General features: G+C 72.7%; 9 protein-coding genes. 7 read left to right on the top strand and 2 right to left on the bottom strand.

All coding sequences use genetic code 11. The features are described 5' to 3' along the window. The first annotated feature begins 42 nt into the window (after positions 1-42). Positions 43-1581 carry an alkaline phosphatase D family protein gene (locus FHX45_RS08095; protein WP_167098169.1) on the top strand — a complete coding sequence of 513 codons (1539 nt, stop codon included), beginning with the start codon at positions 43-45 and terminating at the stop codon, positions 1579-1581. A 57-nt stretch (positions 1582-1638) separates the two neighbouring features. Beyond that, entirely contained in the window at positions 1639-2049 is a 411-nt protein-coding gene (gene ndk / locus FHX45_RS08090) for a nucleoside-diphosphate kinase (RefSeq protein ID WP_017987723.1), read from the top strand. Between the two features lie 176 nt (positions 2050-2225). On the opposite strand, the gene FHX45_RS08080 is transcribed toward ndk, so the two are convergent. After that, a complete protein-coding gene (locus FHX45_RS08080) occupies positions 2226-3551 on the bottom strand; it encodes a S8 family serine peptidase (protein WP_167098166.1) in 1326 nt (441 codons plus the stop codon). Between the two features lie 497 nt (positions 3552-4048). Here FHX45_RS08080 and FHX45_RS08075 point away from each other — a divergent pair, with 497 nt between their 5' ends. The 5 genes from FHX45_RS08075 (at position 4049) to proB (ending at position 10793) form a co-directional block, all read left to right on the top strand. Then, the gene (locus FHX45_RS08075; protein ID WP_167098163.1) at positions 4049-7372 is read left to right on the top strand and encodes an Rne/Rng family ribonuclease; all 3324 of its coding nucleotides are present in this window, start codon (positions 4049-4051) and stop codon (positions 7370-7372) included. A gap of 155 nt (positions 7373-7527) precedes the next feature. Beyond that, complete coding sequence (gene rplU, locus FHX45_RS08070; RefSeq protein WP_094007728.1) at positions 7528-7842, top strand: 50S ribosomal protein L21; 315 nt, start codon at positions 7528-7530, stop codon at positions 7840-7842. Between the two features lie 15 nt (positions 7843-7857). After that, the gene (gene rpmA / locus FHX45_RS08065; protein WP_094007727.1) at positions 7858-8115 is read left to right on the top strand and encodes a 50S ribosomal protein L27; all 258 of its coding nucleotides are present in this window, start codon (positions 7858-7860) and stop codon (positions 8113-8115) included. A 120-nt stretch (positions 8116-8235) separates the two neighbouring features. After that, positions 8236-9687, top strand: a complete 1452-nt coding sequence (gene obgE, locus FHX45_RS08060) for a GTPase ObgE (protein WP_167098161.1) — start codon at positions 8236-8238, stop codon at positions 9685-9687. After that, positions 9684-10793 carry a glutamate 5-kinase gene (gene proB / locus FHX45_RS08055; RefSeq protein WP_167098158.1) on the top strand — a complete coding sequence of 370 codons (1110 nt, stop codon included), beginning with the start codon at positions 9684-9686 and terminating at the stop codon, positions 10791-10793. The genes obgE and proB overlap by 4 nt, the downstream gene beginning before the upstream one ends. Here the strand turns inward: proB and FHX45_RS08050 are convergent. Next, positions 10790-12079, bottom strand: coding sequence for an MFS transporter (locus tag FHX45_RS08050; protein WP_167098156.1), 1290 nt, complete (start codon positions 12077-12079; stop codon positions 10790-10792). The genes proB and FHX45_RS08050 overlap by 4 nt on opposite strands. Positions 12080-12685 lie beyond the last annotated feature (606 nt).

Raw genomic sequence — 12685 nt, 5'->3', positions numbered from 1 at the left:
GGAGTTGGCCCGGTCGCCCCCGAGCCCGCATAGAACTCCGGCATGACCGAACAGACCCGCCGTTCCGCCCTCAGAACCGGCCTCGTCGGTGCCGGTGTCCTCGCCGCCGGTGCCCTCGGCAGCCCCGCCGCGGGCGCCGCCCTCGTCCGCCCGGACCGCCCGGTCCTCAGCCACGGCATCCAGTCCGGTGACGTGACCACGAACTCGGCGCTGGTGTGGACGCGCGCCGACCGGCCGTCCCGGATGATCGTGGAGGTCTCGCGCGACCCGTCGTTCCGGCACGCGCGCACCGTCCGGGGCCCGCTGCTCACCCCGGACACCGGCGGCACCGGCAAGCTGCGGATCCCCGCGCTCGCGCCGGGCACCGAGGTGCACTACCGGGTTACCGCCGAATCGCTCGACGGCCGCGCGGCCAGCGAGCCGTTGACCGGCACCTTCAAGACCGCCCCCGCCGGCCGCAGCGACGTGCGGCTCACCTGGTCCGGTGACGTCGCCGGGCAGGGCTGGGGCATCAACCCCGACATCGGCGGGATGACCGCCTACTCCGCGATGCTCGCCCGCCGCCCCGACTTGTTCCTGCACAGCGGGGACACCGTGTACGCCGACGGCCCGCTCAGCGAGAAGGTCACGCTGCCCGACGGCCGGGTGTGGCGCAACGTCGTCACCCCGGAGAAGAGCAAGGTCGCGGAGACCCTCGACGAGTACCGCGGGCAGTTCGCCTACAACATGCTGGACGCCAACGTCCGCGCCTTCACCGCCGCCGTGCCCAGCTACGTGCAATGGGACGACCACGAGGTGACCAACAACTGGTATCCCGGCGAAATCCTGGACCTGCCGCAGTACACCGAGAAGCGCGTCGACGTTCTCGCCGCCCGGGCGTTCCAGGCGTTCCACGAGTGGCAGCCGATCGACCCGCGGCGCGCGGTCGACGGCCGGGTGTACCGCAGCTTCCCCTACGGCTCGCGGCTCGAGGTGTTCGTCCTCGACATGCGCAGTTACAAGGACGCCAACACCGCCGACCAGACCGAGCCCGGGCACATCCTCGGCGAGAAGCAGGCGCAGTGGCTGGTGGACGGGCTCAGCCGCAGCCGCGCCACGTGGAAGATCGTGCAGGCCGACCTGCCGATCGGCCTCGCGGTGCTCGACGGCTCCGGCATCGAGGGCGTGGCGAACAACCGGCCCGGCGCCCCGGCCGGCCGGGAAAGCGAAATCGCGTGGGTGCTGCGGGAACTGGCGAAGCGGAAGGTGCGCAACGTGGTGTGGCTGACCGCGGACGTGCACTACACCGCGGCCCACCACTATTCGCCCGACCGGGCCGCGGTGGGCGATTTCGACCCGTTCTGGGAATTCGTTTCCGGCCCGCTGCACGCCGGGGCGTTCGGCCCGAACACACTCGACCCGACGTTCGGCCCGGAGGCGGTTTTCGTGCACGCCCCGCCCACGGCGAACGCGTCGCCGATGGTCGGTTTCCAGCATTTCGGCGAAATCAACATCGACGGGCGCACCGGTGAACTGCGGGTCGATCTCCGCGACGGCGCGGGTGCCGCGCTGTGGTCGACGACCCTGGAACCGCAGCGCTGACCAGGCCAGTAGGCTTCCGGTCATTCCATGCACGTGTTCTGAAGGAGAAACGCAGTCGTGAGTGAACGCACGCTGGTCCTGGTCAAGCCCGACGGCGTACAGCGCGGCCTCGTCGGCGAGGTCATTTCGCGCATCGAACGCAAGGGGCTGAAGCTGGCCGCGCTCGAGCTGCGCACCGTCGAGCGTTCGGTTGCCGAGGAGCACTACGCCGAGCACAAGGACAAGCCGTTCTTCGGCGACCTGCTGGAGTTCATCACCTCCGGCCCGGTCGTGGCGATCGCGGTCGAGGGCGTGCGGGCGATCGCGGCCTTCCGGCAGCTCGCCGGCGGCACCGACCCGGTGGAGAAGGCCACCCCCGGCACCCTGCGCGGGGACTACGGCCTGGAGACGCAGTTCAACCTGGTGCACGGCTCGGACTCGCCCGAGTCGGCCGAGCGCGAGCTGAAGCTCTGGTTCCCCGACCTGTGACGGAACTGGTGGAGGGGGCTTCCGGGGCCGCGGGAGCCCCCTCTGCCATGTCGGCCGTCGGCTCGCCGCACCCCGGCATGATCGGTCGCATCGCCTGCCTGGTGGCACTCACGGTGCTCGGCGTCCGGGGCGCGGCCCGCCGGCGCGGCGGGCCGCTCCTCCGCTGACCCGTCCGATCAGCCCGCCCCGGTCTGCACCAGCCCGTGCCCGTAGAAGCTGTTGTACCGGGTGTACCCGGCGCAGAACGCCGCCGGCCGTCCGTCGCCGGTGAGGTCGGACTTCGCCGGGCACGGCACCGGCCGCGCACGCGCTTCCAGCGCCTGCTTCAGGTCCGCGGATGTCGCTCCCGGCCGGGCCGCGGCCTCCACCGCCGCGGCTCCCGCCACGTGCGGTGCCGCCATCGACGTGCCGCACAGCTTCCCGTAGCCGCCCGGCACGGTCGAGAGCACGCAGTCGTCACCGTCGCCACCCGGCGCGGTCAGGTCCACCATGCCGAGTCCGTACGAGCTGTAGCGCGTCTTCGTCCCGTCCCGCCCCACCGCGGACACCGCCAGCACGTCCCGCGCGGTTGCGGGCAGCGCCGCGCACGCGCCGGCGGGCCGGCTCAGGTCGGTGGCTTCGTTCGTCGCGGCGGCCACGTTCAGGGTCCCCCGCGCGGCCGAGTAGGCCGCGGCCCGCCCGATGGCTTCGCGAACCACCTCGCGCCCGGGCGACCAGGTGCAGAACGCGCCCCACGTGTTGATCGCGACGCTGCTGTTGGTGACCGCCATCCGGTGTTCGGCCGCCCACATCAGCCCGCACACCACGGCCTCGGGTGTGACGATCCCGCGGTCGTCGACGACCTTCACCGAGGCCACACGCGTCCCGGGTGCGACCCCGGTAGTGCCGCGGCCGTCGTCGGCCGCGGCGATGATGCCGGCCACGTGGGTGCCGTGCCCGGAGGTGGTGGCGCGCCACGCGTCCTCGGCGGGATCGGCGGTGCCGCCGACGCAGCTCGCCGAGTCGTCGCGGTCCAGCGCCGCGGCCAGGTCGGGGTGGTCGGGGTCGATGCCGGAGTCCAGCACGCCGACCACGACGTCCGGGCTGCCCGTGCCGGGCCCGCCCACCGCGGTGAGGTTCCACTGCTCGGCGGACCGGTCGGCCGTGGGCACCTGCGCCGGAACGGTCGCCTCCACCGCGCGCCGCACCGGCCGCTGCGCGGCACGCCGTTCGTTCTGCGCGCTGTAGGCGCGGCCCGCTCCCAGCCGAGTCGCGAAGCCGGCGTCGGCGTCCGCGACGCCCACGCCGATCTGCGGGTAGTACCCGGTCAGTTCCCCGCACGCGTCCCGTACCTGGTCCCGGGCCGCCGCCCGCGGCGTGTCGCCGTCGAAGACCACCAGGTAGGGCACGGTCGGCGCGCCGTCATCGCACGTTCGCTCCGGTTCCGCCGCCGTGGCGCGGGCCGGCGTGATCACCAGGGTGGCGCACGCCACCGCGACGAGTGATCGTCCGAGGGCGCGCACCGGGGACCTCCAACAGGGCGAACAGCGGCGGAAGCCGAGATCGTTCTGCCGCACGCTAAGCCACCCCGCCCGGCAGCGACAAGCGCGACGCGCAAGTTCGCCCGGCCGTGGTCAGGCCACTGTCGGCACCGACTACACCGCACCGGAGGCACCGTGTGGGATACTCGGGTTGGCTGCTTCCGCCGATACGCCCGCGACCTGCGGTCCGTCGGGGGTGGTGGCCCGGAGACAGGCTGGAAGAGCGCCAGGTCGTCGCCGCCAGGACCCACCTGGGTGGCTCGACGAGCGGCAGGCGGACGGGAACCGCCGGCTTGGACGGCTCGTCACCGAGTGGACCTGCCATCGGCGGGAGCCGGACCCCGGCGCCGTCGGGGTGAGACGAGGCACAGGATTCCCGCCGGCGGTGACCACCCCGGCGGACCAGACAGGAAGGGCCCCTGTGCGGCCGCGTCCGCCAGCCCGAGCGGCTGGGACGCGCCCGGGGGCGGAGGAGATGTATGTCGAACGCGGACACACCCGCCGAGAACACCGGCGGGAACACCGCCGTACCCGCAACCGGCCCGCTGGGCGAACTGCCGCCCCGCGTCCGGGTGCACGCCCTGGCGAAGCTGCTCGGCTCCAACAGCCGGGTCGTGCTGGCGAAGCTCAGCGAACTGGGGGAGACCGCACGTAGCGCCCAGTCGAGCGTGCCGCGGGAGGTCGCGGTGCGGGTTGCCGAGGCGCTCGCCCCGGCCGACGAGCAGGCCGCCGAGGAGGCGTCCGCCCCCGAGGCGGTCGTCCCCGCCGAGAACACGGCGGCCGCGCCCGGCCCGGTTGCGGAGAGCGCGCCGGAGCCGGTCGCCGAGACGCCTGCCCCGGAGCCGGCCGCCCAGGCCGCCCCGGCCGCGGCCGCGCCGGCAACCGCTCGCAAGCGTGAGACCACTCCCGAGGTCACGGCCGAGCCGGAGCCCACCCCGGAGCCGAAGCGCGTGCGGGAGCCGAAGCGCGCGCCGCACATGCCGGTGTTCGCCGCGCCGTCGCCGGTGTTCCTCCCGCCGGAGGCCACCGCCGCCGAGGCGACGGCCGCCCGGCCGGCCCCGGTCGAGGAAGCCGGTCCGGACGAGGACGGCGACGACGGTGAGGACGGCGCCGGCCGCCGTCGGCGCCGCCGCGGCCGCCGTGGCCGTGGCCGCGGCAAGGGCGGCGACGAGAACGCCACCGACAGCACCGACACCGGTGAGGCTGCGGACGCCGATTCCCGGCCATCCGGCGAGACCCGGCCGGCCGAGGACGCCGGCAAGGCCGACGACGAGGACACCGCGGACGAGGGCGAGTCCACGGACGACACCGACGAGGCCGACGGCTCGAGCCGTCGCCGCCGTCGCCGCCGCCGCCGCAAGGGCACCGACTCCGACGCCGCCGAGTCCACCGGCGACGACCCGCCGAACACCGTCGTCCACGTCCGGGAGACCAAGGCCGAGGACAAGAGCACCAGCAGCTCGGACGGCGTGCGCAGCGTGCGCGGTTCGACCCGCCTCGAGGCCAAGCGCCAGCGCCGCCGGGACGGCCGCGAGGCCGGCCGCCGCCGCGCGCCGATCCTGTCCGAGGCCGAGTTCCTCGCCCGCCGCGAGTCGGTGGAGCGCACCATGGTGGTCGCCGAGCGCGGCGAGCACACCCAGATCGCGGTGCTCGAGGACGGTGTCCTGGTCGAGCACTTCGTGACCTCGCAGGGCAGCGGCTCGATCGTCGGCAACGTCTACCTCGGGCGCGTGCAGAACGTGCTGCCCTCGATGGAGGCCGCGTTCGTCGACATCGGCCGCGGCCGCAACGCCGTGCTCTACGCCGGCGAGGTCGACTGGGACGCCGCCGGCCTGGAGGGCAAGTCCCGCAAGATCGAGCAGGCCCTGTCGACCGGCGACAACGTGCTGGTCCAGGTCACCAAGGACCCGGTCGGGCACAAGGGCGCCCGGCTGACCACCCAGATCTCGCTGCCCGGCCGCTTCCTGGTCTACATGCCCTCCGGTGGCGCCACCGGCATCTCCCGCAAGCTGCCGGAGAACGAGCGGCGGCGGCTCAAGGACATCCTCAAGCGGATCGTCCCCGAGGACGCCGGCGTGATCATCCGCACTGCCTCGGAGGGCATCAGCGAGGAGGAGCTGGAACGCGACGTCCGCCGGCTGAAGGCGCAGTGGGAGGTCGTCAAGGAGAAGGCCGACGCGGCGTCCGGCAGCAAGAAGTCGTCCGCCCCGGTCATGCTCTACGAGGAGCCGGACCTGCTGGTCAAGGTCGTTCGCGACCTGTTCACCGAGGACTTCGTCTCGCTCGAGGTCCAGGGCGACACGGCCTGGGAGACCATCCGCGCCTACGTAGACCACGTCGCTCCCGACCTCACGTCGCGGGTCAAGCGCTACGTCGGCACCGGTGACGTCCTCGCCGACCACCGCATCGACGAGCAGCTGACCAAGGCGCTGGACCGCAAGGTCTGGCTGCCCTCCGGCGGTTACCTCGTCATCGACCGCACCGAGGCGATGACGGTGATCGACGTCAACACCGGCAAGTTCACCGGGTCGGGTGGCAACCTCGAGGAGACGGTCACCCGCAACAACCTGGAGTCGGCCGAGGAGATCGTGCGCCAGCTGCGGCTGCGCGACATCGGCGGCATCATCGTGATCGACTTCATCGACATGGTGCTGGAGTCCAACCGCGAACTGGTGCTCAAGCGGCTGACGGAGTGCCTCGGCCGGGACCGCACCCGGCACCAGGTCGCCGAGGTCACCTCGCTGGGCCTGGTGCAGATGACCCGCAAGAAGATCGGCACCGGTCTGCTCGAGGCGTTCTCCACCACGTGCGAGCACTGCAAGGGCCGCGGGGTCGTCGTGTCGACCGAACCGGTCAAGTCGGGTAACGGCGGCAACGGCGGGCACCAGCACGGCGGCGGTGGCGGCGGTGGTGGTTCGCGCCGGTCCCGCGGCCGGGGCAAGGCCGAGGAGCCGCAGGCGGAGCCGAAGAGCCCGGAGCCCTCGCCGGTGCAGCGTGAGAGCACGTTGTCGGCGGTCGAGGCGATGGCGAAGGCCGCGAAGATCGCCTCGACGAAAACCGAGGGTGACAAGCCGGCCGACGGCGGTGCCGCGCACGGCGCGGAGCGCGGGGAGAAGCCCGGCCGGACCCGGGGCGGGGCGAAGGCCGGTGAGCGGTCCGCTGCCCGGCGCGGCAGGGCCGGGACGATCTCGGCGGGTCCCGACGAGGCAGGGTCCGGGGACGTCGCCGTGGACCACTCCGGGACGGCGCGGTCCGTGGACACCCCGGCCCCGGACGAGAAGGCCACCGAGGCTCCGGCGTCCGCTCGCCGGATTCCGTCTGCCGATGCCCCGGCCAGGCCCGGCGCGGCGGTCGAGGCCGCCACCGGCGAGGCCGATGCGTCAGCTGACGCTTCCGGTCCCTCCGCGGCGGCGGAGACGCCCGCCACTGCCCGGTCCGCGGCGGCAGCCGAACCGGAGCAGGCCGAACCGGAGCAGGCCGGGCCGGAGCGTTCGGAGCGCCCGGTGAGCTCCCGGGCCCGCCGCGTGGCCCGCAGGCCGGCCGCGCCGCCGGAGCCCAGCGAGCCGTCGCCGGCTGCGCAGGTGCCCGTGACGGCCGGTCCGGCCGGCCGGGCGGACGCACCGCAGAAGCCCGTGACGGACGAGCCGGCGGAAGCCGCGGAGACCCCCGCCGAGGCGGCCCAGGAACAGTCCGCTGCGGACGTCAGCGTGCCCACGCCGGCCACCCGGACGGCCCGCCGGCGCCCGCGTCGCGCGGCGTCCCGCCCGGCCGGTCCGCCGGTGCACGCCTCGGAGCAGAGCTGATCCACCTTCGTGAGCCCCGGTGTCGGCAGGCGCCGGGGCGTCACGTAACCTGTAAGACGGCCCGTCCCCGGACGGGCTATGGCGCGATCACTGGACCGCATCCCGCGGGACGTGGCGCAAGCCCTCACCCATTGTCGAGTTAGCAGGAGACTTCCGTGTCGGCGTACGCGATCGTCAAGACCGGCGGCAAGCAGTACAAGGTGGCCGTCGGCGACGTCGTCGAGGTCGAGAAGCTCGAGGGCAAGCCGGGCACCGAGCACTCTTTCCCCGCCGTGCTGTACGTCGACGGCAGCGATGTCACGGCGGATGCCGAAGCGCTCGCGAAGATCTCGGTCACCGGCAAGGTCGTCGAGCAGACCAAGGGTCCCAAGATCCGCATCCACAAGTTCAAGAACAAGACCGGGTACCACAAGCGGCAGGGTCACCGTCAGCAGCTGACCCGCGTCGAGGTCACCGGAATCACGAAGTAAGGAGCTGCAGGAGCCATGGCACACAAGAAGGGTGCGTCCAGCTCCCGCAACGGGCGCGACTCCAACCCCCAGTACCTCGGCGTCAAGCGCTACGGTGGTCAGCTCGTGAACGCCGGTGAGATCCTGGTCCGCCAGCGCGGCACCAAGTTCCACCCCGGCCTGAACGTCGGCCGCGGCGGCGACGACACGCTGTTCGCCCTGTCGGCGGGCACCGTGGAGTTCGGCTCGAAGCGTGGCCGCAAGACGGTCAACATCGTCCCGGCCGAGGCCTGAGGGTCCGGCTAGACAACCCAGCACCTTCAGCGAGGGGCGGGCCCGGAACAGATCCGGTCCCGCCCCTTGTTGCTGAGGGTGGCTGAACATCCCATTCGAAGAACGAGAAGAGGCTTCACGATGGCGTCCCGGTTCGTTGACCGCGCGGTGATCCACGTCGCCGCGGGCGACGGCGGGCACGGCTGTGCCTCGATCCACCGCGAGAAGTTCAAGCCGCTCGGCGGTCCCGACGGGGGCAACGGCGGCAACGGCGGCGATGTGCTCCTGGTCGTCGACCCGAACGTGCACACGCTGCTCGACTTCCACTTCCACCCGCACGCCAAGGCCACCAACGGCCGCCAGGGCCAGGGCAGCAACCGCGCCGGCGCGGCGGGCGAGACCCTGGAGCTGAAGGTGCCCGACGGCACCGTCGTGCTGTCCGAGGACGGTGAGGTCCTGGCGGACCTGGTCGGCCCGGGCACGACGTTCGTCGCCGCGCAGGGCGGGCGCGGGGGCCTCGGCAACGCGGCGCTGGCGTCCAAGGCGCGCAAGGCGCCCGGGTTCGCGCTGCTCGGCGAGCCCGGTGAGCAGCGCAGCCTGGTGCTGGAGCTGCGTTCGGTCGCCGACGCGGGCCTGCTCGGGTTCCCGTCGGCCGGCAAGTCGTCGCTGATCTCGGTGCTGTCCGCGGCGAAGCCGAAGATCGCCGACTACCCCTTCACCACGCTGGTGCCGAACCTCGGCGTGGTCAACGCGGGCGACACCGTGTTCACGATGGCCGACGTGCCCGGCCTGATCCCGGGCGCCAGCGAGGGCAAGGGGCTCGGCCTGGACTTCCTCCGCCACATCGAGCGCTGCGCCGTGCTGGTGCACGTCGTCGACTGCGCCACCTTCGAGCCGGGCCGCGACCCGGTGTCCGACGTGGACGCCCTGGAATCCGAGCTGGCCCGCTACACGCCTGCGCTCGGTGGCGACCTGGACGAGCGGCCGCGGGTGGTGGTGCTCAACAAGACCGACGTGCCGGACGCGGCCGAGCTGGCCGAGATGGTGCGGCCCGAGTTCGAGGCGCGCGGCCTGCCGGTGTTCGAGGTTTCCACCGTGACGCGGCAGGGTCTGCGGGAGCTGACCTACGCGCTGGCCCGGGAGGTCGAGAAGTACCGGGCGGCGCAGCCCGAGGCGGAGCCGACGCGGATCGTGCTGCGTCCGGCCGCGGTGGACGATTCGGGCTTCACCATCGAGGAGGACCCCGAGGAGCCGGGCGGCTTCATCGTGCGGGGCGCCCGTCCCGAGCGGTGGATCCGGCAGACCGACTTCGGCAACGACGAGGCCGTGGGCTACCTCGCCGACCGGCTCAACCGGCTCGGTGTGGAGGACGCTCTGGCCAAGCGCGGGGCCGAGCCCGGCTGCCCGGTGACGATCGGCGACATCACGTTCGAGTGGGAGCCGTCGACGCCGGGTGTGGCGGCGCACCTGACCGGCCGGGGCACCGACCCGCGGCTGGAGAAGAACAACCGCGTCTCGGCCGCGGAACGCAAGGAGGCCCGGCGCATCCGGCGCGACGGCCCGGACGAGCCCGAGGACTCGGCAGGACAATGAGCGTGGCCCGCGAAGCCGTCGCGGCGGCGGATCGACTGGTCGTCAAGGTCGGTTCCTCGGCACTGACCACCGCCGGCGACGGGCTCGATGTGACGCGGCTGAACGCGCTGGTCGACGCCATCGCGTCGCGGATCGCGCGGGGCAGCCAGATCGTGCTGGTTTCCTCGGGCGCGATCGGCGCCGGGCTGGCGCCGCTGGCCCTGGGCAAGCGGCCACGCGACCTCGCGACCCAGCAGGCCGCGGCGAGCGTCGGTCAGTTGCAGCTCGCGCACGCCTACGCCGAGTCGTTCGGGCGGTATTCGCTGACCGTCGGCCAGGTGCTGCTGACCTCCGACGACGTGGTGCGGCGCGCGCATTACCGCAACGCGCAGCGAACGTTCTCCCGGTTGCTCACGCTGGGCGCGGTGCCGGTGGTCAACGAGAACGACACCGTGGCCACGGAGGAGATCAAGTTCGGCGACAACGACCGGCTGGCGGCGCTGGTGGCGCACCTGATCGGCGCGGATGCGCTGGTTCTGTTGTCCGATGTGGACGGCCTGTACGACGGGGACCCGCGCTCGGGCTCGACGCGGCGGATCGCCGAGGTGACCGGGCCCGCGGACGTCGAGGGCATTGCGGTGGGCATGTCCAGCTCCGGGCTCGGTACCGGCGGCATGGTGTCCAAACTGGCCGCGGCGCGCACTGCCGCCTCGGCGGGGATCCCGGTGCTGCTGGCTGCGGCGTCCGAGGCTGCCCGAGCGTTGTCCACCGCGGAGGTCGGCACCGCCTTCCACGCCGCCGAGTCCCGCTTGTCCGCGCGCCGGTTCTGGCTCGGTTACGCGGCCGGCACGCGGGGCCGGCTGCACCTCGACGACGGCGCGGTGGCCGCCGTGGTGCGCCGGCGCCGGTCCCTGCTGGCGGCCGGGATCACCGGTGTGGACGGTGATTTCGAGGCCGGCGACGTCGTCGAGCTGGTCGACGCGGCGCAGCGCGTGGTGGCGCGCGGGGTGGTGGCGTTCGACGCGGGGGAGTTGCCGGAGCTGATCGGCCGGTCGAGCCATGAGCTGCCGGAGGAGCATCGCCGGGAGGTCGTGCACGCCGACGATCTGGTGCCGTTCCGCCGTTAGCGCAGTTCGCTGCCCTTGGTTTCGGGCAGGGTGAGCAGCACCAGGAACGCGATGGCCGCGCCGGCGGCGACGTACCAGAAGAACAGGATCGAGGCCCCGGCGGCGGACAGTGCGCTGATGACGAGCGGTGCGGTGCCGCCGAACAGGGCGACGGTGAGGTTGTACCAGGCGCCGATGCCCAGCCCGCGCAGTTCGGTGGGGAACAGCTCGCTCATGATCGCGGGGGCGAGGCTGGACAGGGCCGCGTAGAGCCCGAGGCCGACGCAGAAGACGACGATCAGGTTGCCCAGTCCGGGTTTGACGAGCGTGGACAGCGGCACGATGAGGATCGCCGTGGCCGCGGACCAGGCGAACAGCTGGGGTTTACGGCCGATGCGGTCGGAGAGCGCACCGTAGGGGTATTGCAGCGCGACGAACAGCGCGGTGCCGATGGACAGGGCGAGGAAGACGTCGACGTCGTTCGCGTGGCGGGTTTTGACCGCGAACGGCGTGAGGGCGCTGAAGAACGTGTAGTAGCACAGCGTCGACAGCATGGTGATGCCGACGAGCTGGACGACGGCCTTGGGGTGTTCGCGCAGGGTCGTCAGCAGCGGGCGGCGCACGCGCTGGGCGCGGCTTTTGTTCTGCTCGAACTGCTCGGTCTCGGAGAGGCTGCGCCGCAGCCACAGCCCGATCATGCCGAGGACGCCGCCGAGCAGGAACGGGATGCGCCAGCCGTAGGAGCTCAGGTCGGGCTTGTCCATGGTGCGGGCGAGCACGAACCCGAGCACCGAGGCGAGCAGGACCGCGGAGCCGGTGGAGATGTAGAAGAACGAGGAGTAGCGGCCGCGCCACCTGGGCGGGGCGATCTCACCGAGGTAGGCGGAGGCGTTGGACACCTCGCCTCCGAGGGACAATCCCTGCGCGACGCGGGCGAGGAGCAGCAGGACCGGGGCGAGCCATCCGACTTGGTGGAAGGTCGGCAGGATGGCGATCACCACGGAGCCACCTGCCATCAGGCTGATGGTGAGGAGCATGGCGGGTTTGCGGCCGCGGACGTCGGCGAACCGGCCGAGGAGCAGCCCGCCCAGGGGCCGGAAGAAGAAGGCGAGCGCGTAGGTCGCGAACGTGTTGATCTGGGCCAGCAGGTCGTTGCCCGCGGGGAAGAACGCCGTGGCGAAGTAGATGCTGAAGGTGGCGTAGATCGTCCAGTCGAACCACTCCAGCGCGTTGCCGACGCTGGCCGCGAACAACTTCCGGACCGGCAGCCGATGCCGAACCCCGCCACCGATCTGCGACTCCACCATGCACGCCTCCACGTTCACCCGATCGAGTGGGACAATGCCATACCGCGGCGGGAAGGGAAAGGTGACTTTTCGCCTGAACCGGGTGCGCTCGGCCGTCTTCCCGGGCTCCTGGGTGCTGCCCGGGACTCCGGGGGGATGTTGGGCAGCCGGGTGTCGGCGCTGCTTCGCGCTCGTCCACCTGCTGAGGCGCCACTCGTGCCTCCCGTCGCGGAGCCCACGAGCGGGTCCGGACCGGTCGGCCTGATCCCGACGGTGAGCAGGTGCTGCTTCCGCCCTGCTCCCGTGCTCGGCGGCCCCGACCGAGCACGTGATCCCGGACATGAGCCCGATACTCCCGGCGAGCGGCCCGAAGCCCGAGCCCCCACCCGTCCAGAAGTGCCGGCCGCCGCCGTGCTGCTGGCCTGCCGTGCCGCTGCCTGCCGGACCGTCGGGCAGTTGGACCGTCGGGCAGTTGGACCGTCGGGCAGTTGGACCGTCGGGCCTTTGGATCGCCGAGCTGCCGGCGGGCGGGACGTTGGCCTGCCGTGCCGCTGGGCAGCCGTGCGCTGACCCGCCGTGCCGCTGGACCGTCGCGCCGTTGGACCGTCAGGTCTTTGGTTCGCCAGG

The sequence above is a fragment of the Amycolatopsis granulosa genome, from assembly GCF_011758745.1.
Taxonomy (GTDB): Bacteria; Actinomycetota; Actinomycetes; order Mycobacteriales; family Pseudonocardiaceae; genus Amycolatopsis_E; species Amycolatopsis_E granulosa.
The sequence above is the reverse complement of the archived record's forward strand: the minus strand, read 5'-3'. Positions and strand labels throughout refer to the sequence as shown.